Consider the following 22,295-nt stretch of genomic DNA (forward strand, 5'->3'; position numbering starts at 1 on the left):
GATCAGCTCTGGGCTGCGGGCGTGTGGGGGACCACGCCGGCGCTCGCGTTGTGGCGTTGCATGGCTTGGAGGTACGCCGGGTCGGTGTCGGTGGCGTCGTAGAGCGCCAGGTAGCTGCCCGAGGGCAGGGCCTGCATCAGCCGGCGTACGATCGACCGCGCTTGTTCGTAGTCGCTGACCAGGCCCAAGATGCCCATCAGCATGAGCGCGGTGGGCTGTGTGAAGTCCAGCGTCTTCGCGGCCTGTTCCAGGATGAGCTCGGGGTCGCGTACGTCCGCTTCGATGTGATCGGTGGCTCCCTCGGGTGCGCTGGTGGGCAGCGCCCGGGCGTGCACCAGCACCAAGGGGTCGTTGTCCACTTAGACGATGCGCGCCTGCGGCGCCACCCGTTGGGCGATCTCATGGGTGTTGTTCACGGTCGGCAGTCCGGTGCCGATGTCCAGGAACTGGCGGATACCGGCCTCGCCGGCCAGGTGACGCACCACGCGAGCGAGCATCTGCCGTGAACACCGGGCGACATCGACCATGCCCGGGAAGACGGCGCACGCCCTGTCACCCGCCTCCCGGGGATCTCCTGCCTTCCGGGTTGTCTCCAGGGAGATTACGCCCGTCCATGATCCCCGGCCGCCCGGCAGCCGAGCTCGGCACCGGGAAACCTTCTCAATCCGAACCAGCGACATGGACGCGGCAGGCAATCCGATTTCGTTGCCCGGCAACACCGTGAAGTTCTCTTTGGGCGATCTGAACAAGCTCTCCGGGGTCCCGTAGCTTCGGCCGAAAATCCAACAGATATGCCTCTGGCCTCCATTGATAGGCAGGGCTCAGGTCTGGCCCACCAGCTCGAAACCTCTGCATAAGCACACGGTCAGAGGCATATCCGTTGAATCCTGCGCCATTTCTACCGGGACCCCTACCCGCGGATCAGTCCCAACGGCCCAAGCAGCCACTTGAGAACTGGCCGATGTGCGCCTGTACCATGCCAAGGCATGCAGCCTTCGACGCGGCAACCCTCGCAATGGCACACCCGGGAGCAGCACCCGCCGCGGAAGCGGCGGAGGAACTCCGGTATGTTGGTCGGTCTGGCGGTGCTCGGTATCGCAATCTTGCTGACCGGCTTCGCCGCTGGCGTCACGGTTGCCAGGAAGGCGGCAGCACCCTCGGCAGCGTCGGCCCAGCCGACCACTGCGACTTCCGCCCTCCTGGAGATCCTCGAACCGAACCTGGAGCAGCGCGCCGCATTCCTCAAGACCCTTGAAGAGATGAACCGGCAGTTCGCCTCGAACCCTGACCGTGCGGTGCGCCTAGGACAGAACTTGTGCCTGGACATCGCCGAGGGCCTGCCCAAACCCAAGGTGGAAGACAACGCGTTGAAGCAGTTATCCAACGGGGTGATCGTGGGCCTGGATCAGGCGCAGGACATCGTGGCCGCGGCGAACAGGTTCATCTGCCCGAAGATCACCATGACGTCCTAGCGAGTCCTTCCAGAGGTCGCGCCTCCGTTGAACCAACTAGAGGGTGTCTGAAAGCTGTCGTTCAGGTAGCTGGTCAAGCCGGTTGTGGCGTGAGGTGCTGGTGCGGGAGGTACCCCCGTGCCTGAGCATCGACGTTCTTACGCGACGGATCTCACCGATCGGGAGTGGGCGCTGCTGGAGCCGTTGATCCCTTTCCCAAAAGTGGTGGCCGCCCTGCGCTGCATCCCCGACGGGAGATCGTGAACGCGATCGCCTACTGGTTGCGCGCCGGCTGTGCCTGGCGGTTGCTGCCGCATGACTTTCCGCCCTGGCAGACGGTGTACCACTACTGGCGCCAATGGCGGAACGAAGGCCGCTGGGAGCAGATCTTGACGGTGCTGCGGGAGCGGGAACGCGTCCGCCAGGGCCGTGATCTCACCCCGAGTGCGGGGGTGGTCGACAGCCAGAGCGTGCGCGGCACCGAGCGGGGCGGTCTGCACGGCTACGACGGGGGCAAGCTGCCACTCGGCCGCGACCGCCTGGCGCGGTGCATCCCACGCGGTGGCGAGCTGATCACGGGCACCCTGCCAGGAGATGCGCGGTGGCAACGAGCAGTCGGTGAGCGATCGAAGCTGAGCCGTTTTCCCAGCTCACGTTACCTTGAGGGCAAGCGGTACAGAGTTGATCTTCGTTTCGGTTCGGTGACGACCCAGCGGCCTCGACTGCGCGACGATAGACGGGTGAGCGGCCGCGCCCCGATGTCCGGGCGTGGCCGGTTCTCGTTTCCGCGTCCTGGAAACGGCCATTTCAGGGACGCCCCTCCCACCGCTCAGTCCAGTAGGCGAGGTTGGACCCGGCGGTCAATGTGTCCGAGTGTTCAGGCCCCAACACCCGCTCCATCAGCGGCAGCAGCGGGGCGTACAGGTCCCGCGCGGCCGCCGCCTGCCCCGCCTTCCCCGTCCACTGGGCGAGGTCGGACCGGGCGATCAACGTCAATGGGTGCTCCGGACCGTACAGCCGCTCACGCACTGGCACCAGCTCCGTGTACAGGTCCCGCGCGACCGCCGCGTCGCCCGTCTCTTCCGCCCGCTGAGCAAGGCGGACGATCAACGTCAATGGGTGCTCCGGACCCCACGTCTGGTCCATCAGCGGCACCAGCTCCGCGAACAGGTCCCGCGCTCCGGCCAAATCCCCCGCGTCCCCCGTCCACATGGCGAGGTTGGACCGGGCGATGAACGTCAATGGGTGCTGTGGGCCCGACGCCCGCTCCATCAGCGGCACCAATTTCGTGAACAGGTCCCGCGCCCTGGCCGCATCGCCCGCCCGGCCCGTGAAGTAGGCGAGGTTGGACCGGGCGATCAACGTGTTCGGGTGCTGTGGGCCAAACACCCGCTCGATCAGCGGCACCAGTTCCGCGAACAGGTCCCGCGCCTCGCCCAAGTCCCCCGATTCGCCTGTGCAGTAGGCGAGGCTGGCCCGGTCGATCAATGTGCCCGGGTGTTCGGGACCAAGAGTGGTGCGCAGGGCGGTGGTGCGGTGCTGCTGCAGGGTTTTGGCGGTGCGATAGTCGCCGCTGGCCTTCAGGTAGTCGATGACGGCGCCCATGCCCGGTGAGCCTGGGGCAGGGCGGCGCGGGCGTGCGGCAGCAGCCGGGCGTAGGTGGGCCAGGAGGAGATGTTCTTCGGGTCCGAAGGGAGAGCGGCGCGCATGAACCGGCAGCTCACCGTCCAGGAGTCCCGCCACCGCCTGGCCCGCGCGATCTGTTCACGGCGGCCGGGGCCAGATCCGGCAGGCATACCGCTACCTGCTGGAGGACTGCGGAGTGCCGGGGCGCCGGTCGTAGGTGAGGAAGGCCGCTCCGCTCTTGAGGATGGTGTGGTCGATGAGCTCCCAGGCGTTGGGCGCGAAGACTGTGGTCCGTCCGAAAAGGGGTATGCCGGAGCCGATGGTGAGCGGGCTGAGTTTGACGATCATGCGGTCGATCTCGCCGTAGAGTACGCCGGCCAGTTCCGCGCCGCCGACGAGCCAGATGTCTTTGCCGCCATCGCGCTTCAGCTCCCGTACCGTCGCCACCGGGTCGTCGGCGACGAGTTCGATTCCGGGGTCCGGGCTTTCGGTCAGTGTCTTGGAGAAGACCAGGTGCTTGAGGTGGGGGTAGGCGTCGGTCACGCCGGCCGCGAGGCCGATCTCATAGCTCTTGCGGCCTTCGACGACGGTGTCGAAGCGGATGCCTTCGGCGGTGACACCGAGCGCGGCCCGGGCCGGCCCTGGCAGGGTCTCGGGGTACTCCTCGATGAGGTGCTGGATGTAGTCCTCGGACGGGGACCAGAAGCCGCTGGGGCCGCTGGGGTCGGAGCCGTCGGGACCGGCGATGAAACCGTCGAGCGTGGAGGCGATGAAGTACACAAGCTTGCGCAAAATGAGTCCTTTGTCGATCGGTCGCAGTGGACGGTGATGGGGTACGCCGCCCGGGGCCGGGCGCCACCGGGTGTCACTTCGTGGCGGTGGAGAACGGAGCGACGATGCGCTCCACTGCCCGCGTGACCAGCTCGTCGCGTTCGGCGTCTGTGAAGACATCCGGCAGTGTGAGTTGCTCGACGACCAGCCAGTTCATGGCCAGGTACATCAGCAGGACGGCGGTTGCGCCGCCGGGCAGGCCTGCGGCCTCGTGCTGGGTGACGTTCTCGTCGATGTCGGCGCGGACCCGTTCGGTGAGCAGCGTACGCAGCTCCGGCCTTCTGGTGGCCTCCAACCGAAGCTCCAGCAGCGCCAGGTACCCGGATTGGAAGGCGGCGACCCTGCCGACGCTCTCCCGCAGCATCGCGCCATACGACGCGGCGTCCCGCGCTTGGTCGAACATCTCGCTGAGCGCGTCCTCTCCGGGCCTGAGCCGCTCGTAGACGCGGGCGCCGGCCTGGACGAGCAGATCGTCGCGGTTGCGGAAGTAGTTGGACGCGGTGCCGATGGGCACCGCCGCCTCCTTGTCAACGGCGCGCTGGGTCAGGCCGCGCGCCCCCTCGCGGGCGAGAACCGCGATGGCGCCGTCGAGCAGCGCGGCCCGACGGTCCGGGTTCTGACGCATCTCGCACTTCCTTCCTTGAAGTACTTCAAGTAAAGCACTGTGTTTGAAGTACGTCAACTGAAGTGCTTACGGGTCGCGCGAATTCGGGCGCATCATCCTTCGCCTCAGAGGCCACCAGGGCGACGCCGGCGGCCGGGAGCACGGCGATGAAGGAGCTGGAGCGGTTCCTGCAGGATCGGGCGATGGAGCACGACTCGCCGACGTTGCCGTTCAACCTGGCCACCGAGTATCTGATGGCGGCCAGGACGATCCGGCCGGGTGTGGCCACGCTGGCCAAGATGGTGGCCACGGCCCGGACATGTGCCACCGCGCTCACCTGGGAGACGGTGGCACATCTGTTCAGCGGGCAGCCGCTGACCGTGCGACCCCTGGTAACTGACTGTGAACGCGAGGAGTCAGACCAACGGAAGGCGGCGTATTCCCGTCATGGTCGGTGCGGGCATGAACTCCACGGGGTCGTCCGGATCGGTGCGCAGGGGGTTGAACCGGTCGAGCAGGATGTTCAGCGCGACGCGTCCCTCCAGCCGGGCCAGGGGTGCGCCGAGGCAGAAGTGGATGCCGTGGCCGAAAGCGAGATGCGGGTTGGGGGCGCGACCGGGATCGAAGGCGACGGGGTCGGGGAACTGCCGAGGATCTCTGTTGGCCGATCCGAGCCAGACCATGACCATTTGATCGGCCGGTATCGTCACGCCGCCGAGTTCGGCTTCGCGGGTGGTGGCGCGGCCGAGGAGGGCGAACGGGGTGAACAGGCGGAGGGATTCCTCGATGACGGCCGGGATCGAGGCGCGGTCGGCCCGTGCCCTGTCCTGCTGCTCGGGGTAGGCGTCCAGGCAGAGTACGGTGTTGCCGAGCAGCATCGTCGTGGTGATGTGTCCGGCGAGCAGGAGGACGATCGCGAAGTTGACCACCTGGTCGTCGGGCAGGCGCTCGCCGTCCACCTCGGCCTCGACCAGCCTGGTGAGCAGGTCGGTGCGCGGCTGCCGTTTGCGTTCCGTGGCGTGGGCGGCGAGATAGCCGGACATTTCCTTCCACGGTCGCAGCGTGGCCTGGATGTCCACCTTCTGTGCGTCGGCGGGCTCGGCGAGTGAGACCTTGGCGTCCCGCTGGAACAGCGCGTCGGCCCACTGTTTGAACAGGGCGCGATCGCTGCTGGGCACCCCCAGCAGTTCGGCGATGACGATGACGGGGAGCGGGTAGGCCAGATCGGTCACGAGTTCCAACCGGCCGCGATCGCGCGCCGCGTCGAGCAGTTCGTGGGTGAGGGCGGCGATCCTCGGCTCGAGATCCGCGACCACCTTGCGGGTGAAGGCGCTGCTGACCAGCTTGCGCAGCTTGCCGTGCCCCGGCGGGTCGATCTGGGTGATGAAGCCGTCCAGCGAGAAGTCCTCGCTGGACGGCTTCATGCTCTTGGGGACCACGCGCATGGTGTCGGAGGAGAACGTCGCGGGGTCGCCGAGGACCTCCTGCAGTTCGGGGTAGCCGTAGACGTTCCACATTCCGGCGCGGGCGTCGTACTCGACCGGCGGGCCCGATCGCGGACCGCGCAGCCAGAAGAGCTGTTCGGGGACGTTGTAGCGCTTGACGATGTCGGTCATCGTCTCTCCTTGGTCGTGGTTTACCGCGGCAGACACGCGCTCAGAACGTGAACCGGTATTCCGTGGCCATGTTCCGCAGCGCCGGCAGGGCATGGATGAGCCGGTAGAGGACGCGGTAGCGCCGTACCGGGATCCTGCGGTAGTGCGTAGAGAAGGGCATGTGTTCCGTGCAGGTGAGGCGGGGATTCCATGTCGTAGTCGATCCGCTCAATGGCCTCGGCCGCGTAGTGGTCGCCGAGAATCGGCGCCGGCAGGCGGCTCTCCCACGCCCGCAGGTAGAGGGTGCCGACAAGCGTCCAGGCCACACCCTCGTCGGCGAGGCCGCGGAAGTCGACCTTTTCCGCGTTCATCCGGCGCTCCGGTTGTCGTCTTCCTTCTTGCGGTACTCCTGCCAGCGCTGGAGGAACTCGTCCGCGTCGCGCTCGGTGAAGGCGAAGAAGTCCCTGGTCTCCTTCAGCCGCGCCCGCTGCCCGGGCCGAGCGTCGCCGATGACCGACATTCCGAAGTCCAACGCCTCCAGGGCCGGTCGCAGGGCGGCCAGCTGGACCCGCATGACGTGCGCCCATCCACCGCTGACCACCCGGTAGCGGTGCTCGCGGTTCGACGTGGGGACGCGCTCGATCATCCCGGCCATCTCCAACTGCCGGGCGACCGTGCTGATCGCGGTCTTGCTCACGCCGAGCTGCGTGGCCAGCTCGGTGAGCGACTGGTGCGGCGGCTCGCAGATCATCAGCCACGCGTACAGACGGCCCATCGTCCGCGTCGCGCCGAGACGATCCATGACCAGGCCCATCCGGTCGACGAACTCGCTCTCCTGGGGATCCATCTCGTCAACTCCGAGCACATCGTAAAGTACGTACTTGACGAAGTATACGGACTTTACCGCCTTGGGCAAAGATCGTTATCGTCCGGATGAGCCGCGAAGGTCAGTCGCGGATGCCCGGGTTGGCCGCCATCACGGCCCCCGCGACCTCCCGCAGGCGCGGCAGGAAACCCAGCACCTCCCGCCCGCGCTCGCGCAGGTCCCGCGGCGAGCCGACGCCCAGGTCGCCGAGCAACCGCAGGAAACCGGGGGAGAACACCTCGACGGCCGCCGGGGCGTCACCGGCCATGATCTTCAGGCACCGGGCATAGGTCACCACGACCCAGAACACCGCCTCGCGGTGCAGACCCGCCTCGATCAGCTCACGGCCGCCGTCCACCGCGATCGGCCTGGCCGCCGCGGTGATGTCGGAGGAGAACGACAACGGCGTCCTTGCCACCGGCACAGTGGCGTCGAACACCCGCGCCATCGCCTCCAAATGGTGCGCCGCCCGCGCGGGCGTCATCTCCGCGCACCCCAGCAGCTCCAGCAACCGCTCGTGAACCTCCAGCAGCCCGTACTCGGCGAGCAGCCCCCGCACCGCCACATACCGCGACCGCACCGTGGGATTGCGCAACCCCGCGCTCAGCAGCACGTGCGTGGTCACCCCGGCGGGGAACACCCAGCCGATCACCTGGTCGTGCAGCGGCGCCGACGCCTCCACCGACCCGATCCCCGCCACGATCCTGCGCTCGGCGTCATCGCACCGCCGCCGGACCCACGCCCGCCGGGCGTACTCCGCGGACACCTGCGCCCGCAACCGGGCCAGCCGGCCGGTGGGGTCGGCGACGACGACCCCACCGCTGTCACCGCCGTCGCCGCGGAAGCTCCCCGCCAGGTGGTAGGACCCCAGCACCACCTCGGCCGACCGGATCTGGTCCCACGGCAGGTAGGTGACCTCCACCACCACCCCCTCGCGGAGGAACTTGCCCAGCTTGACCGGAGCCCGCTCACCCGAGGTCACCACCATGACGTCCACGTCGGAGGTCGCGGGCAGCTCGGCCTGCGCCGGCAACCAGATCGCCGACCCGCTCAGGAACGCGCCCGCGAACCCCGGCGCCGCGGCGGCGTGCTCGGCCACCCACCGGGCCGCCACCCGCCGCGCCTGCCCGACCCTCACCACGGCCCCCGCCCCCTCACGCCGCCTCCTCACCCAGCCCGGCCATCTCGGCCTGGTGGATGCGCCGGTAGGCACGGTCGCGCACCCGGAGCACCACGACGGCGAGCAGCGCCGCCGCCAGGGAACCCGCCAGCACCGCGATCTTCACATGGTCGCCGCGCGCCCCGTCACCGAAGGCCAGCTCCCCGATGAGCAGCGACACCGTGAACCCCATACCCCCGAGCACCGCAAGGCCCAGCACGTCGATCCATCCCAGCCCCTCGTTCAGACTCGCACGGGTGAACCGGGCCACCACCCAGGTGGCGGCCATGATGCCCAGCGGCTTGCCGACGACCAGCCCGGCGACCACGCCCACCGCCACCGGGTCGGTCAGGGCCTCCACCAGCCCGCCCGGCCCGCCCACGGCCACCCCCGCCGACAGGAACGCGAACACCGGCACCGCCACCCCCGCCGAGATCGGCCGCAACCGGTGCTCGAAGCGCTCCGCCGGCCCCTTGTCCCCGGCCCGGCAGCCCGCGACCGGCACCACGAACGCCAGCAGCACACCCGCCACCGTGGCATGCACCCCCGAGGCGTGCACCAGCCCCCAGGTCACAGCGGCCGGCGGCAGCAGCACCCACCACGAACCCACCCCGCGCCGCACCAGCAACGCGAACACCCCCAGCGACACCAGGGCCGCCGCCAGCGCCACCACCGACAGGTGCGCGGTGTAGAACACGGCGATGATCACGATGGCGATCAGGTCGTCCACCACGGCCAAGGTGAGCAGGAACGTCCGCAGCGCCGAAGGCAGGAACCGGCCGGCCACCGCCAGCACCGCCAGCGCGAACGCGATGTCGGTCGCCGTCGGAATCGCCCACCCCCGCGCCGCGCCCCCACCCGCCCCCGCGGCGACCACCAGGTACAGCACGGCGGGAACGACCACCCCGCCGGCCGCGGCGGCCACCGGCACCACGGCCCGGCGCACGTGCCGCAGATCACCTGCCACGAACTCGCGTTTCAACTCCAGGCCGGCCACGAAGAAGAACACCGCCAGCAGCCCGTCGGCCGCCCACGCCGACAGGCTCAGATCAAGATGCAGCGCGGCCGGCCCCACCCTGAACGAGCGCAACGCCTCATAGCCCTGCGACCACGGGGAGTTCGCCCACACCATCGCCAGCACCGCACCGGCCAGAAGCAACGCCCCGCCGACGGTCTCCTCGCGCAGGATGCCGGCGATCCGCCGGGCCTCGGCCCACGACCCCCGGCTGAGCAGGGCGGGCATGCGTCGCGGGGCTTCGGTCATGGGTGCTCCAGTCCATAGGCGGATCCGTTGCCGACCAGACTTCCCGGCGCACCTGGCCCCACCATACCGGCCCCCGCCCGCCCCCTTCGCCCCGCGACGCCACCGGGGGAGGGGACGCAGGTCAACCGGCGTACCGGGCGTGCACGTGACCCTCACGGGGAAACGGGGGACGGGCGGGCAGCACCTCCTCCAAGACGTACCCGCACTTGTGCGCCACCCGGCACGAGGCGAGGTTGTCCACCTGGTGCAGCAACCGCACACACTCCAGCCCGTCATCACCGAACGTCTCAAAAGCCCAGATGGTGACCCTGTCGACGGCCCGCGCCGCCACACCACGCCCCCGCGCCCACGCCGCCGTCCAGTAACCGACCTCAGCGCGCGGCCCGCCCCGGGTGACCCCTTTCAGCACCACGTTGGCGACCAGCCGGAGGGAACCGGCCACGGGCCCCGGCTCAAGGACCGCAAAGCTCAGCCGCCCGCCACCGCTCCACCCCGCCCACTGGGCCTCCACCCACCGCCGCGCGTCCTGCTCATCGGTGACGTGCATCCGGGTCCACCGCAGCATCACCGGATCACGGTAGGCCTCGATCAGCTCGGGGATGTCCCGCTCCTCCCACGGCCGCAACAGCAGCGCAGGACCCCGCTCGCTCGCGGCGGCGCGCAGCACGACGCTCACCCCCGCCCCTCCCGCCCCGCGCCGGCCAGCAACGCGTCCTCCTCCCGCGGCGACAGCCCGACCGCCAGCGGCGGCTCACCCCGCCCACGGTCCCAGGCCAGCACGTCCGCCGCCGTGACCTCCAGCGGCGTCGCCGGCATGCCCGCCGCCCGGGCACGCGCCGCGCTCCGCTGAAAGCTCAGCGCCCACACCGGGTCGGCGCGCACCAGCGGGAACCCGCCCGGCACCGCGCCGGACGGCACCGGCACCACCCGCACGCGGCTGCCCGCCGCCGCCGCGCACGCCTGGATGAGCCCGCCCAGCGTGACCGGCTCGGCAGGCCCCACCGCGTTGAACACCCCCGGCCGGTCACCGGTCACCAGCAGCACCACCAGGCGGGCCAGGTCACGTGAGTCCAGCACCTGCACCGGCTGCCCGGGATCCCCCGGCAGCGCCACCCGCCCGCCGCGCGCGGCCCGCCGCACCCAGTAGGTGAAAAGGTCCTGCTGGTCGTACGGGCCGGCCACGATCCCCGGGCGCACGATCGTCGCCCGCCGCCCGTACCGGGACAGCACCTCCTCCTCGCAGGCCACCTTGAGCGGACCGTAGGTGTCGCGGCCGATCTCCTCGGTGCCCCGCTCGGGCGGCAGCCGCGGCGCGTCCTCATCGGCCCCCGGCCCGCCACCCGGCCGGTACACCGCGTTGCTGGAGATGAACACATAACGCCCGGCCCGCTCACCGAGCGCACCCGCCGCCTGCGCCACGTGGCGCGGCACGTACGCGCTGACGTCGACGACCGCGTCCCAGGCGCCCTCGCGGAGCGAGGCGTAGTCCCCGGTGTCGCGATCGCCGGCCCGCCGCGGCACACCGGGGAACAGCCCGGAACCCGTCCTGCCCCGGCTGAACAGGGTCAGCTCGTGGCCCTCGCGCAGGAAGTCCTCCGCGATCGCCCGGCCGACGAAGGACCCACCACCCAAAACCAGCACCCGCATGACGCCCGATGCTACGGGCCCCCGACGACAAGCCGGAACCCGCGATCCGGCCCTGACCGGGCAGACACCTCGCACCCGCCGCCACCCGCGACATGGGCCGCCCGCAGGAGATCGCCGTCGCCTACCCGGCCGGCCCGCTCGCCGACTACGTTGGCGGCGCCACCATCCGCTCAGCCCGACGACCCACCCCCGGGAGACCCACATGGGCGCCGCCGTCCGCAGCATCACCTTCGACTGCCACGACCCCGCCACCCTGGCCCGCTTCTGGAGCGCCGTCACCGGCGGCCGGCCCGCCGACGGCCCGCAAGGCGAGCAATGGTCGAGCGTACGCCTGCCGGACGACCACCACCCGCGGACCCTCACCTTCATCCGCGTCCCCGAGAGCAGAACGGTCAAGAACCGCGTCCACCTCGACCTTCAGGCCGACACCACCCTCGACGAGGAGATCGCCAGGATCACCCGGCTCGGCGCCACCGTCCTGGACGACATCCGCGGCCCGCTGGGCATCGGATTCGCCGTACTCGCCGACCCCGAAGGCAACGAGTTCTGCGTGGAGTCCAGCCACGCCGAGATCACCGCCGCCCGAAGCCGGCCCACACCGCCACCTGGCGGGTGAACGGCCACTCATCGCGGCCACCCTGCTGTTGTGAGACCACCACAGGACAGAAAGGATCGAACCAGCACAGCACACTGACCTGCCGCGAAAGGCGGACCACATGGCCCACCACCCCAACCTCGACCCCGAACTCGCCGCCGCCCTCGGCCAGGCCGTACTCCCGGCGTTCGACCTGTCCACCCTGTCACCCGAAGACCTGCCCGGCGTACGCGCCCAGATGAACGCCGTACTGGCCGCCGCACCCCCCACCGACCCCCGCGTCACCATCGAAGACCGGCACGTACCCGGCCCCGACGGCGGCCCCGACGTACGGCTGCGCGTCTACCGGCCCGCCGGCGAAACCCGCGACCTGCCCTGCCTGTACTGGATCCACGGCGGCGGCATGATCATCGGAATGCCCGAAGCCGACGACACCAAAATGACCGAGCTCGTCCTGCAGGCCGGATGCGCCGTCGTCTCCGTCGACTACCGCCTCGCCCCCGAACACCCCCACCCCGCCCCCGTCGAAGACTGCTACGCCGGACTGGTGTGGACCGCCAAGAACGCCACCGAACTCGGCATCCACGCCGACCGCATCGCCGTCGGCGGTGCGAGCGCCGGAGGCGGGCTCGCCGCCGCCACCGTGCTACTGGCCCGCGACCGCGGCGGCCCCGCGATCGCCTTCCAGCTGCTGGTCTACCCCATGCTCGACGACCGCAACATCACCCCCTCCAGCCACGAGTTCACCGACGCCGTCATCTGGAACCGCGCGGCCAACCTGTTCGGATGGAAGGCCCTGCTCGGCGACGCCGCCGGCACCGAGGAGGTCTCACCGTACGCCGCACCCGCCCGCGCCACCGACCTGTCAGGACTCCCGCCCGCCTACATCAACGTCGGCGAACTGGAGGTCTTCCGCGACGAATGCATCGACTACGCCCACCGCCTCATCAGGGCCGGGGTGTCCACCGAACTCCACCTGTACCCCGGCGCCTTCCACGGCTTCGACACCCTCGTGCCCCAGGCCACCATCAGCCGCCGCTCCGCCGCCGAGCTCGCGGCCGCCCTGCGCCGGGCACTGGCCCGCTGACCCCACCGGCCCCGGCGGCCTCACCGCCCAGCCGTACCAACGCCAGCGCCAGCTGCGCGCGCAGCCGACCGGCCGAATCCGACAGCGAAAACCCCAAAGCCGCCTCCGCACGCGCGATGCGCGCCGCCATCGAGCTGTGATGCAGATGCACCGCCACCGCCGCCCGCCGCACCGAACCCTCCTCGCACAGGGCCCGCACCGCCTCCAGCACCTCACCACCACGCGGCCGGGCGGCCAGCTCCCGGACCGCCCGCACATCGGCCAGACCCTCGATCGCCTCACCCGGCACATGCGCGGCGAACAACGCCAGCGCACCCAGCTCCGACCACCTCACCAGATGATCACCGGTGCCCTGCGCGGTGAACCGCAACGCCACCCGCGCCCCCGCCCACGACCCCGCGACCTCCGCACCCCCACCCAAGGGGCCCACGCCGGCGCGCAACGCACGCGGCACCGCCTCCACCTCCGGGGTCACGATCACCGCCGCCGTCTCACCCATCACCGCCGACCGCGCATGATGCCCCCCGGCCCGCAGGTGCGCCAGCAACGCCGCACCCTGACCCGCCGGCGCCGCCAGAACCTGCACCCGGGCCGCCGGAGCGAAACCCAGCAACCGCAACGCCCGCGCACGCTCGGCCTCACCGGTCCGCGCCGACAACACCAGCTCCACCAGCGCCGGGTCGTTCACCGCCTGGGCGCCCGCGACCGCCCGCTCCAGCGCCACCTCTGCCGCCGCCGCGAACCGCTCCAGCACGATCTCATCCAGACCGTGGGCCGGCCCCTCCCGCTCCATCCACACCGTGCCCATCGCCGGGCTCAACCCCCGGGCCAAAGCATGCGCGGCCGGCGCGGAAGGATGGTCGACCACCCCGGCCGCCGACACCCGCGTATGCTCCCCGGTCGCCGCGTCCAGCAACCCCACCGGGCACTGCGCCAGCCGCGCCGTCGCCCGCAACAGCACCGGCACACTGCCGTGGTCGCGCACCAGGGAATCGAAGTAGGCGATGACACGCACGGCGCTCGCGGCGTCGGCGTCCAGCGTCGACAGGCGCAGCAGAAGTCCCTGCACCGCTCCAGACTAGGCGGTTCAGAAGCCGAACATCAGTCCCGCGGCTTGCGCCAGATGATGCTGTAACGCAACAGGAGGTGCCGGCGATACTCGGAGCCGGGCAGGATCTCGGCGGCCAACGCTCGCATCTGCGGGTACGTCACCGGCGGCGGCCAGACTGTGGGGGAGGGATGCTCCCAGTGGCCCTTCGTGGCGCGATGGAAGGTACCGGCGACAACGCCGGCCAGGTCGCGCGGCAGGTCGTCGGGCATGGCGCTACGGGCCAAGCCGACGATGGCCAGGACGCCGCCGGGGCACAGCAGGTCGCGCATGCGGGCCAACCCAGCGGCGGCGTCCATGTGGTGCAGGGTGGCCACCGACGCGATGACGTCGAACGAGGCGGACTCGAAGGGGTGGGTGAGGAAATCGCCGAGGATGTAGCCGACGTCGTCCGGGTACTCACGGGCTTGGTCGATGCTGAGCGCGTCAAGATCGATGCCGGTGACATGCGGCACGGCCTGCCGGAGTTCGCGGGCGAGCATGCCCTCGCCGCAGCCGACATCCAGGGCGCGCTGGGCGCCATCGGGGACCGCGCGCAGGATGCGGGGGTGGTAATGGATGTTGTGGTTCCACCGCTTGCCGTTCCTCACAGTCATGTGACCATCCTGCCGAACCCAGGCCCCGCCGCCCGGGCAGTCGGCAAGACTGGCCCCACCAGGCACACCGGATTGCGTTAGTGCTGGTCAGGGCCCAACCGGCAACCCGGCACGGGGCCGAGACCAGCGGCGGTACCTGAACCTGCGCACCCCGGACGCGCCGGAGCCGTGGGTGCGGGCCCCGCCGCGGTTCCCGGCCGGCTACAGCGTGCCGTCTGTGCAGGTCATGGCTGCGATCGCCGGACGGCTCAGCGAAGCTCGTTGATGCGGATCAGGTTGCCCGCGGGATCGCGGAAGGCGCAGTCGCGAATCCCGTACGGCTGCTCGGTCGGCTCCTGTGATGTCCATGGCGGTCAGGCTAGGTGCGGGCCGGTGACCGCGCTTGTCGATTCCTGACCGGTCTGGTCACCTGTTTGGCCACGCACGACGGCAGCCCCGCCGCAGCGCCCGCCGCGCGGCGCCGGTAGGCGCTGGGCGGCATGCCGGCCAGTTCGGTGAAGCGGGTGCTGAAGGTGCCCAGCGACGAGCAGCCGACCGCGAAGCAGACCTCGGTGACGCTGAGCTCGCCACGACGCAGCAGCGCCATCGCCCTCTCGATGCGCCGCGTCATCAGATAGGCGTACGGCGACTCACCGTAGGCGAGCCGGAACTGGCGGCTGAGATGCCCGGCCGACATGTTCACCCCGCGTGCCAGCGCCTCGACGTCCAGCGGCTGCGCGTACTCCCGGTCGATCCGATCGCGGACGCGCCGCAGCCGCGCAAGGTCGTTCAGGCGCTGCGCCGCGGCGGGTCTGCTGGTCACCTGCGAGATCGTGCCACATCGCAAGGACCAGCGCGAGCGCCGGCCCGGAACCACGCAACTGCTTCAACGGAGTCACCCGCCCCTGTTGAACACGCCCCACTCCCGGCCGACCAGATCGACTTCTCCGTACGCACCCACCTGCCGGCCGCCGTCGTCCACGGCGCAGCGGCCGGACCGCACCTGACGGTCACCTTCACCGATGATCCGTACCGACCCTCCCCGAGGCCCATCGCCGGCCTCGCCGGTCGACGCCCGACCGGCCGCCGAGCCGCGCTGAGGGATCCGTCACAGCGGCCGCAGCCCGCGCGTGCGATGCCCGCCGACCATCCGGCCGCCGACCAAGCCCCGGTACGCCGAGCAGCGGGGGAGACCATCCACCTGATCACTCCCACCGGCGATCCGGCAACGAGCATCGTCCGCCGCACCTACCTGATCGAGCCTGCGATCGACCAGGGTCTTCACGGGGGCCGGCTGACAACCCCAGAAGCAACCCCAGGTCAGGACCCTGTTCTCGTAGCGAAATCGTCGGTGCGGCCCGGCATGATGGCGTCATGAGCGATGCGCCCCCGATCACCCTTCTCACCGATCCCACCGCCTACGCCGAAGCCGTCCAGCTCGCCGTGGACGCTTCCGCCGCCTACTATCGCGACGGCACCTCCACGTTGGATGACGATGCCTATGACCGGCTGGTGCGCGGCATCGCCGCCTACGAACAGGCCCACCCCGACCATGTGCTGCCCACCTCGCCGACCGGCAAGGTGGCCGGGGGCGCCGTGATCGGCGACGTCCCGCACACCGTCCCCATGCTCAGTCTGGACAACGTCTTCGGCGCTGAGCAGCTGGACGACTGGGCCGCCGCACTGGAGCGCAGACTCGGCCGCTCGATCACCGTCTGGAGCGTGGAGCCCAAACTGGACGGCCTGGCGATCTCCGCGCGTTACCGTCACGGCCGCCTGGTCCAGCTGGTCACGCGCGGGGACGGCACCGCGGGGGAGGAGGTGAGCCACGCCATCGGCACCATCGTCGGGCTTCCCGGCCGGCTGGCCGACCCGGTCACGGTGGAGCTGCGCGGCGAGGTGATGATGACCACCGCCCAATTCGAGGAAGCCTGCGGCAAGCGTCGCGCACACGACGGCACGACCTTCGCCAACCCCCGCAGCGCGGCCGCCGGGACGCTGCGCGCCCAGGACCGGCCGTATGTGTGCGAGCTGACGTTCTTCGGCTACGGGGCACTCCCGTTCCCATTGGAGGACACCTCCGAGCTCGCGGCAGGGCTGCGCACCTGGCCGCACAGCCAGATCATGAGCTGGGTCGCCGGGCAGGGCGTGCAGACCACCGCCGGCACGCCGGTCGCTGCGATCCTGGCCGGCACGCTGGAGCAGGTGCGGCAGCGCATCGAGCACATCGCCGCGGCCCGCGCGCAGTTGTCATTCGGCATCGACGGCATCGTCGTCAAGGCCGACTCCGCCCTCGACCAGGAGCAGGCGGGGTTCAGCTCACGCGCGCCGCGATGGGCGATCGCCTACAAGCTGCCGCCCACCGAGAAGATCACCAAACTTGTCGCGGTGGAGTGGAACACCGGCCGTACCGGGATCATCGCCCCGCGCGCCGTGCTGGAGCCCGTCGAGCTCGACGGCAGCACCGTCACCTACGCCACCTTGCACAACGTCGCCGACATCACCCGCCGCGGCCTTCTGCTGGGCGACTCGGTCACCGTCTACAAGGCGGGAGATGTGATCCCAAGGGTTCAGGCGCCGGTCGTGCACCTGCGGACCGGAGCCGAGCAGCCGATCGTCTTCCCCGAGGTCTGCCCGTCGTGCGGGGACGCGATCGACACCTCCCAGGAGCGGTGGCGGTGCGTGCGCGGCCGCGGGTGCCGGGCGATCGCGTCCATCAGCTACGCGGCAGGCCGTGGTCAACTCGACATCGAGGGCCTGGCCGACAACCGCATCCAGCAACTGCTGGACGCCGGGCTGATCGCCGACTTCGCCGACCTGTTCTTCCTCACCCGTGACCCCTTGCTGGGTCTGGAGCGGATGGGCGCGGTCAGCACCGACAACCTGCTGAACGCCATCGAGCGCGCCAAGTCCCAGCCGTTGAGCCGGGTGTTCTGCGCGCTCGGTGTGCGCGGCACCGGTCGTTCGATGAGCCGCCGGATCGCCAAGCACTTCGGCAGCATGGCCGAGATCCGCGCCGCCGACGCCGGGGCGATCCAGGCGGTGGACGGCATCGGCCCGGAGAAGGCTCCCGTGGTGGTGGCAGAGCTGGCCGAGCTGGCGGAGCTCATCGACAAGCTGATCATCGCGGGGGTCAACATGACCGAGCCCGGACACACCGGGGGCGCATCGAGTGGTGAACCGGACGGTGCGGCCGAGCAGCCGCTGGCAGGCATGTCCGTCGTGGTCACCGGCGCGATGACCGGGCTGCTGGAGACACTGTCACGTAACCAGATGAACGAGCTGATCGAGCGCGCGGGCGGCAAAGCCTCTTCGAGCATCTCGGCCAAGACCTCCCTGCTGGTCGCGGGAGAGAAGGCCGGTTCCAAGCGAGCCAAGGCCGAGACCCTGGGCGTGCGGATCGCCACGCCACAAGAATTCGCCGAGCTCGTCGCCGCCGTCCTGTAGACGGCCCGACCGGTCGAAGGGTCTAGCGGTAATCGACATTCCAGGGGTGAATGAGCCGAACGCTGAACCATTCCGCGGGTTTCTGTGCGCGCGGCAACTCCAATGGCGACCAAATCGATCCGATTGACAAAAATCGCCGGCCGGAGCCGCGTATCGCCTCACTGAGCATTGGCAAAATCAGTCGCCTGATCAGCGCCGGGGGAGGCCTGAGCCATGGTCAATGACCTCCGCCTGGCCGCGTACACCCGAACGGCGGCTCGGCGTGCTGCCGCGTCCACATTGTGCATCCGGCCGGGGGAGAGAGGGGACGTTGGCTGCGAGCATCACAGTATGGGCCGAAGATCGTGCGTAGCGGCCACGTTGTCGAGGCAGGGACCAGTCCGGCCCCATACGACAGAACGCCCCTAACAGTACATAAGCGCTTGTAACCATACAGAATGGAGCTTCTGAACGGTTAAAGAGGGAGAGTGGTTCAGGGCCTGATAGGGGCGATGGCCGCAGGCGCGGCCCGCGGCGGCCGAGACGAACGGTGAATCGACGCATCAGGACGAAAGGCGGCATCCTTCGTCCTTGGGCGACCTTCCAGGGCGGCGGCACCAAGATCCATGGGGGTACCAAGATCCATGATCTCAGGCTCGCCAAGATCCATTCGACAGAAGATCCACACAAGCCTGTCGCCGGCCACGCATGATCGCCGGGCGAACCCGGGACGCCCAAGCCCGCCGGGCGCCGCGCGGCTGCTGCGGAACGCGGATCGCGGTGATCCATTGCGATACGGAACAGCCGACGCCAGAGGGCCTCTCAAGATCCATCTACCACTGTTTGCTGCATAATCGCACTTATGCAGCAAACATCGAACGCCTCCCCGGCCGCCCGTTGAGCGGCCGGCAACCGGCCGGGTGGCCCGTCTCATCCAATGCGGTCCAACGCCAATTCACCGACCGGATGAGACAGCACACCCGGGCCGGCGAGCGACTGCCCCACACCCCCTGCACATTGCCGTGACCAACGGTGAGGCGCCGGATACCGCTTACGCCTCGGCCCAGACGCCCGGTTCGTTCCGCTCGGATCGGTGAAGCGGAACCGGCGTCACCGCCCGCGTTCTTCACGGTCTGCACAGACCCGTCCAGGTCGGCGGAGTAGAGCAGCACCAACGGGCCGCCCGCCCGCGCCTCCCAGCCTGCGCGGAGACCGCCCACCTCGGGTGCGGCTTCACCCTGCGGGCTCCGGATTGCTGAGTCATGTGCCGCATTATGTGCGGCGGGTGCTGCCGCCTTCTCCCCTGCGGGGCTTGCGGGCAGGGCCGGCCGGATGGGCTTTGAGTGGCGGGGTTCGGCCGCGGCGGCGCGCTTTCAGGTCTTGTTACCGACCGGGTGTCAAAGCTACGATCACGGCAACTCTTAGGAAACTTTCCTAAGAGAAAGCGGGCCCAGGCGCGCGCGACCCATCCCCCCACAGGTTGAGGACCCCCCATGCGCCCCAGACGAAATCCCATCGCCCTGCTCCTCACGCTCTTGCTGTCCGCGGCGGCCGTGCTCCTCACGCCCGCGGCCGCCAGCGCGGCCTCCCCCACCGCGACCTTCGTCAAGACCTCCGAGTGGGGGTCGGCGTTCCAGGGCGCCTACACGATCAACAACGGCGGCGCCACCGCGATCAACGGCTGGTCGGTCGCCTTCGACCTGCCCTCCGGCGCCGCGGTCACCTCCTCCTGGGACGCCGCGATGTCCCGCAACGGCCAGCGGTTCACGTTCACCAACCTGGGCTGGAACGCCACGATCGCGCCGGGCGCCTCGGTCACGTTCGGGTTCATCGCCGCTCCCGGCTCGGCCGTGCCGGCGAACTGCACGCTCAACGGCGCGTCCTGCGGCGGGGTGACCACTCCCACTGGTCCCGGCAAGCCGGGCACGCCCACCGCGACGGCCGCCGCCTCGTCGATCGCGCTGTCCTGGGCGGCCTCCACCGGCACCGTGACCGGCTACCGGGTGTACGAGGGCGCGACCGTCAAAGCCACGGTCACCGGCACCTCCGCGACGGTCGGCTCGCTGGGCACCTGCGAAAGCCACACCTACACCGTCAAGGCGTACAACGCCCAGGGTGAGTCCCCCGCCAGCGACCCGGTGACCGCCACGACCACCGGGTGCACCGGAGGCGGGCCTCTCCCCAAGCATTTCCTCACCGGCTACTGGCACAACTTCGTCAACCCGGCCGTCGAGCTCAAGCTCAGCGCGGTGCCGGCCGAGTACGACCTGATCGCGATCGCGTTCGCCGAGGCGACCTCCACCGCCGGTCAGCTCGCCTTCCACCTGGACCAGGGGCTGTCGACGGCGGTGGGCGGCTACACCGAGGACCAGTTCAAGGCCGACATCCAGGCCCTGCACGCCCGGGGCAAGAAGGTGATCCTGTCGGTGGGCGGTGAGCTGGGCCGGGTGCAGGTGTCCAGCTCGCAGGCCGCGACGTCGTTCGCCGACAGCGCGTACGCCCTGATGCAGAGCTACGGGTTCGACGGGGTGGACATCGACCTGGAGAACGGGCTGAACCCCACCTACATGGCGGACGCGCTGCGCAAGCTGCGGGCCAAGGCCGGGGCCGACCTGATCATCACGATGGCGCCGCAGACCATCGACATGCAGTCGACCGGGATGGGGTACTTCCAGCTCGCGCTGGCCATCAAGGACATCCTCACGGTGGTCCACACCCAGTTCTACAACTCCGGCGCGATGCTGGGCTGTGACCAGGCCCAGGCTTACGGCCAGGGCAGCGTCAACTTCATGACCGCGCTGGCGTGCATCCAGCTGGAGAACGGGCTGCGTCCCGACCAGGTGGCGCTGGGCCTGCCCGCGGGGCCCGGCGCGGCCGGCGGCGGGGTCGTGGCGCCGTCCCTGGTCAACAACGCCCTGGACTGCCTGGCCAAACTGGTGAACTGCGGGACCTTCGTCCCGCCGCGCGCCTACCCGGGGATCCGTGGGGCGATGACCTGGTCGATCAACTGGGACGCGTCCAACAACTGGAACTTCGCCCGCACCGTCAAGCCGCACCTGGCCACCCTGCCGTAGCCCCCCGACCGGGGCACTCGAGGCCGCGCCTGCTGCTGTGCGGGTGCGGCCTCGACACGTACGCGGGAACGCTGACCGCGTGCGGCGCGGTGGCGGCGGGTCAGCCGGCGGCGCGGCGGAGCCGTTCCTGGGCTTTCTCCCGCCGACCGGGCGGCGGCGGGGCCGTTCGGGCCGGGCCGCCGCTTTGCGGTGAAGGCCGGCACCCACAGCCCCGTCGCGGTCCCCGTCGCCTGTACGGCGTGTCAGCGGGCCGGTCTCATGGCTCTCATGCATAATCACAGGCACTTATGACACGTTTTCGAGTTTGCTCCGCACGCCAGGCGCGGAGGGCGTCATGAGGGACCGTGACCCCTTGGTGCTGATGCGCATGCCCGAAGCCGTCACCGAGTTCCTCTCCTCGCTGCGCACCAAGAAGCTCTCCCCCCACACCGTCGCGGGGTACGAGCGCGACCTCCACCTCGTCTCCGGGATCGCCGCCAACCTGACCGGCGTACCCGAAGACGACCTGGAGGTACGCCACCTGAACGGGCGCCTGGTGCGTACCGCGTTCGCCGACTTCGCCGAACCCCGCTCACCTGCCAGCGTCAACCGCGCCTGGAGCGCCTGGAACCAGTTCCTCACCTTCTGCGTCGCCGAAGGAATGCTCGAGGGCAACCCGATGGCCGCGGTCCCCCGCCCCAAGCAGCCCCCCAAAGCCCCCAAACCCCTGCTCGGCGACGGCTCGGCGTCCGCCACCCTCCTGGAACGGATCGCCGAGGGCGCCCGCGAGGCCCGCGACCCCTGGGTAGAACGCGACCTGGTCGTCCTGGCGCTGGCCCTGGTCACCGGGATGCGGTCGGCCGAACTGCTGAGCGTGACCCTCGGCTCGATCGGCGGCGCCCCCGGCGACCGCAGGATCCAGGTCCTCGGCAAGGGCGGCAAAACCCGCTCCCTGCCGATCGAACCGCCCATCGAGCACCTGATCGGCGACTACCTGGAAAGCCGCCTGCGCCGGTTCGGGCTCACCACGCTCCCCCGCTCGGCCGCGCTGCTCGTCGACACCAGGAACGAGCCCCTGCGGCGCGGCGGCCTGCAGTACCTGGTGCGCCAGTGCTACCGGTACGCGGGGATCCACGACCAGGTGCAGAAGGGCACGCTCGTGCACGCGCTGCGGCACGAGTTCGCCACCCGGCTGGCCGAGCGCGGCGCCTCCGCGCACGAGCTGATGGAGCTGCTCGGCCACTCCTCCATCGTCACCGGCCAGGCGTACATCGCCTCGACGGCCCGTGAGGTGCGCAGCGCGGCGCGGGGCAATCCGGCGTACGGCGTGCTGGACCGGCTGCGCCCGCGCGGAGGCGACGACGCGACCGGGCCATGAGCCGCCCGGCCGCGCGCCCGCGGCAGTGGGG

At 70.2% G+C, this 22,295-nt stretch carries 19 protein-coding genes and 4 pseudogenes; 8 read left to right on the top strand and 15 right to left on the bottom strand.

Annotation, left to right across the window (positions count from 1 at the left end; translation table 11 throughout):
- Positions 1–2: 2 nt before the first annotated feature.
- A pseudogene (locus tag OG589_RS14210) lies at positions 3–680 on the bottom strand (SAM-dependent methyltransferase).
- 387 nt (positions 681–1,067) lie between these two features.
- Between OG589_RS14210 and OG589_RS14215 the strand changes: the two are divergent.
- Both OG589_RS14215 and OG589_RS14220 read left to right on the top strand, forming a co-directional pair.
- Entirely contained in the window at positions 1,068–1,472 is a 405-nt protein-coding gene (locus OG589_RS14215) for a DUF732 domain-containing protein (protein ID WP_405149313.1), read from the top strand.
- Positions 1,473–1,636: 164 nt separating this feature from the next.
- Positions 1,637–1,828 (top strand): annotated as a pseudogene (locus OG589_RS14220) (transposase); the annotation flags it as partial.
- Positions 1,829–2,258: 430 nt separating this feature from the next.
- Here the strand turns inward: OG589_RS14220 and OG589_RS14225 are convergent.
- From OG589_RS14225 to OG589_RS14240, 4 genes are all read right to left on the bottom strand, one after another.
- Complete coding sequence (locus OG589_RS14225) at positions 2,259–3,056, bottom strand: tetratricopeptide repeat protein (protein WP_405149315.1); 798 nt, start codon at positions 3,054–3,056, stop codon at positions 2,259–2,261.
- A complete protein-coding gene (locus OG589_RS14230; RefSeq protein ID WP_405149317.1) occupies positions 3,032–3,247 on the bottom strand; it encodes a hypothetical protein in 216 nt (71 codons plus the stop codon). The genes OG589_RS14225 and OG589_RS14230 overlap by 25 nt, the downstream gene beginning before the upstream one ends.
- 4 nt (positions 3,248–3,251) lie before the next feature.
- Entirely contained in the window at positions 3,252–3,869 is a 618-nt protein-coding gene (locus OG589_RS14235) for a dihydrofolate reductase family protein (protein ID WP_405149319.1), read from the bottom strand.
- Between the two features lie 73 nt (positions 3,870–3,942).
- Positions 3,943–4,533 carry a TetR/AcrR family transcriptional regulator gene (locus OG589_RS14240; protein WP_405149320.1) on the bottom strand — a complete coding sequence of 197 codons (591 nt, stop codon included), beginning with the start codon at positions 4,531–4,533 and terminating at the stop codon, positions 3,943–3,945.
- Positions 4,534–4,679: 146 nt separating this feature from the next.
- Here OG589_RS14240 and OG589_RS14245 point away from each other — a divergent pair.
- Positions 4,680–4,814: pseudogene (locus tag OG589_RS14245) on the top strand (DUF4158 domain-containing protein); the annotation flags it as partial.
- 114 nt (positions 4,815–4,928) lie between these two features.
- Here OG589_RS14245 and OG589_RS14250 read toward each other — a convergent pair.
- From OG589_RS14250 to OG589_RS14275, 6 genes are all read right to left on the bottom strand, one after another.
- A complete protein-coding gene (locus tag OG589_RS14250; protein WP_405149321.1) occupies positions 4,929–6,128 on the bottom strand; it encodes a cytochrome P450 in 1,200 nt (399 codons plus the stop codon).
- Positions 6,129–6,474: 346 nt separating this feature from the next.
- On the bottom strand, positions 6,475–6,954 hold the full coding sequence (locus tag OG589_RS14255) for a GbsR/MarR family transcriptional regulator (protein WP_405149322.1): 480 nt from the start codon (positions 6,952–6,954) through the stop codon (positions 6,475–6,477).
- 100 nt (positions 6,955–7,054) lie between these two features.
- The gene (locus tag OG589_RS14260; protein WP_405149323.1) at positions 7,055–8,113 is read right to left on the bottom strand and encodes a hypothetical protein; all 1,059 of its coding nucleotides are present in this window, start codon (positions 8,111–8,113) and stop codon (positions 7,055–7,057) included.
- A gap of 13 nt (positions 8,114–8,126) precedes the next feature.
- Positions 8,127–9,395 (bottom strand): Na+/H+ antiporter NhaA, encoded by a 1,269-nt coding sequence (gene nhaA, locus OG589_RS14265; RefSeq protein WP_405149324.1) that lies wholly within the window; start codon positions 9,393–9,395, stop codon positions 8,127–8,129.
- A gap of 121 nt (positions 9,396–9,516) precedes the next feature.
- On the bottom strand, positions 9,517–10,071 hold the full coding sequence (locus OG589_RS14270; protein WP_405149326.1) for a GNAT family N-acetyltransferase: 555 nt from the start codon (positions 10,069–10,071) through the stop codon (positions 9,517–9,519).
- The gene (locus OG589_RS14275; protein ID WP_405149328.1) at positions 10,068–11,042 is read right to left on the bottom strand and encodes an NAD-dependent epimerase/dehydratase family protein; all 975 of its coding nucleotides are present in this window, start codon (positions 11,040–11,042) and stop codon (positions 10,068–10,070) included. The genes OG589_RS14270 and OG589_RS14275 overlap by 4 nt, the downstream gene beginning before the upstream one ends.
- A 202-nt stretch (positions 11,043–11,244) precedes the next feature.
- Here OG589_RS14275 and OG589_RS14280 point away from each other — a divergent pair, with 202 nt between their 5' ends.
- Together OG589_RS14280 and OG589_RS14285 are read left to right on the top strand one after the other, a co-directional pair.
- Positions 11,245–11,658 (top strand): VOC family protein, encoded by a 414-nt coding sequence (locus OG589_RS14280; RefSeq protein ID WP_405149330.1) that lies wholly within the window; start codon positions 11,245–11,247, stop codon positions 11,656–11,658.
- A 100-nt stretch (positions 11,659–11,758) separates the two neighbouring features.
- The gene (locus OG589_RS14285; RefSeq protein WP_405149332.1) at positions 11,759–12,724 is read left to right on the top strand and encodes an alpha/beta hydrolase; all 966 of its coding nucleotides are present in this window, start codon (positions 11,759–11,761) and stop codon (positions 12,722–12,724) included.
- On the opposite strand, the gene OG589_RS14290 is transcribed toward OG589_RS14285, so the two are convergent.
- The 4 genes and pseudogenes from OG589_RS14290 to OG589_RS14305 form a co-directional block, all read right to left on the bottom strand.
- Positions 12,666–13,793 (bottom strand): helix-turn-helix domain-containing protein, encoded by a 1,128-nt coding sequence (locus OG589_RS14290; protein ID WP_405149333.1) that lies wholly within the window; start codon positions 13,791–13,793, stop codon positions 12,666–12,668. The genes OG589_RS14285 and OG589_RS14290 overlap by 59 nt on opposite strands.
- A 32-nt stretch (positions 13,794–13,825) precedes the next feature.
- Positions 13,826–14,428, bottom strand: coding sequence for a class I SAM-dependent methyltransferase (locus OG589_RS14295; protein ID WP_405149334.1), 603 nt, complete (start codon positions 14,426–14,428; stop codon positions 13,826–13,828).
- A 248-nt stretch (positions 14,429–14,676) separates the two neighbouring features.
- Positions 14,677–14,766: pseudogene (locus OG589_RS14300) on the bottom strand (VOC family protein); the annotation flags it as partial.
- Between the two features lie 20 nt (positions 14,767–14,786).
- Entirely contained in the window at positions 14,787–15,230 is a 444-nt protein-coding gene (locus tag OG589_RS14305; RefSeq protein ID WP_405149335.1) for a helix-turn-helix transcriptional regulator, read from the bottom strand.
- Between the two features lie 551 nt (positions 15,231–15,781).
- Here OG589_RS14305 and ligA point away from each other — a divergent pair.
- The 3 genes from ligA (at position 15,782) to OG589_RS14320 (ending at position 22,264) form a co-directional block, all read left to right on the top strand.
- On the top strand, positions 15,782–17,854 hold the full coding sequence (gene ligA / locus OG589_RS14310) for an NAD-dependent DNA ligase LigA (protein ID WP_405149336.1): 2,073 nt from the start codon (positions 15,782–15,784) through the stop codon (positions 17,852–17,854).
- A 1,472-nt stretch (positions 17,855–19,326) separates the two neighbouring features.
- Positions 19,327–20,907 carry a chitinase gene (locus OG589_RS14315; RefSeq protein ID WP_405149337.1) on the top strand — a complete coding sequence of 527 codons (1,581 nt, stop codon included), beginning with the start codon at positions 19,327–19,329 and terminating at the stop codon, positions 20,905–20,907.
- A gap of 334 nt (positions 20,908–21,241) precedes the next feature.
- Positions 21,242–22,264, top strand: a complete 1,023-nt coding sequence (locus tag OG589_RS14320) for a tyrosine-type recombinase/integrase (RefSeq protein WP_405149338.1) — start codon at positions 21,242–21,244, stop codon at positions 22,262–22,264.
- Positions 22,265–22,295: the final 31 nt, after the last annotated feature.

The organism is Sphaerisporangium sp. NBC_01403, assembly GCF_045040145.1.
Lineage (GTDB): Bacteria > Actinomycetota > Actinomycetes > Streptosporangiales > Streptosporangiaceae > Sphaerisporangium > Sphaerisporangium viridialbum.

Bases quoted from the DNA above. Each gene is read 5' to 3' on its own strand.
- OG589_RS14215 (WP_405149313.1), top strand. From the start codon at position 1,068: ATGTTGGTCGGTCTGGCGGTGCTCGGTATCGCAATCTTGCTGACCGGC.
- OG589_RS14225 (WP_405149315.1), bottom strand. From the start codon at position 3,056: ATGGGCGCCGTCATCGACTACCTGAAGGCCAGCGGCGACTATCGCACC.
- OG589_RS14230 (WP_405149317.1), bottom strand. From the start codon at position 3,247: ATGCCTGCCGGATCTGGCCCCGGCCGCCGTGAACAGATCGCGCGGGCC.
- OG589_RS14240 (WP_405149320.1), bottom strand. From the start codon at position 4,533: ATGCGTCAGAACCCGGACCGTCGGGCCGCGCTGCTCGACGGCGCCATC.
- OG589_RS14250 (WP_405149321.1), bottom strand. From the start codon at position 6,128: ATGACCGACATCGTCAAGCGCTACAACGTCCCCGAACAGCTCTTCTGG.
- OG589_RS14255 (WP_405149322.1), bottom strand. From the start codon at position 6,954: ATGGATCCCCAGGAGAGCGAGTTCGTCGACCGGATGGGCCTGGTCATG.
- nhaA (WP_405149324.1), bottom strand. From the start codon at position 9,395: ATGACCGAAGCCCCGCGACGCATGCCCGCCCTGCTCAGCCGGGGGTCG.
- OG589_RS14275 (WP_405149328.1), bottom strand. From the start codon at position 11,042: ATGCGGGTGCTGGTTTTGGGTGGTGGGTCCTTCGTCGGCCGGGCGATC.
- OG589_RS14280 (WP_405149330.1), top strand. From the start codon at position 11,245: ATGGGCGCCGCCGTCCGCAGCATCACCTTCGACTGCCACGACCCCGCC.
- OG589_RS14285 (WP_405149332.1), top strand. From the start codon at position 11,759: ATGGCCCACCACCCCAACCTCGACCCCGAACTCGCCGCCGCCCTCGGC.
- OG589_RS14295 (WP_405149334.1), bottom strand. From the start codon at position 14,428: ATGACTGTGAGGAACGGCAAGCGGTGGAACCACAACATCCATTACCAC.
- ligA (WP_405149336.1), top strand. From the start codon at position 15,782: ATGAGCGATGCGCCCCCGATCACCCTTCTCACCGATCCCACCGCCTAC.
- OG589_RS14315 (WP_405149337.1), top strand. From the start codon at position 19,327: ATGCGCCCCAGACGAAATCCCATCGCCCTGCTCCTCACGCTCTTGCTG.
- OG589_RS14320 (WP_405149338.1), top strand. From the start codon at position 21,242: ATGAGGGACCGTGACCCCTTGGTGCTGATGCGCATGCCCGAAGCCGTC.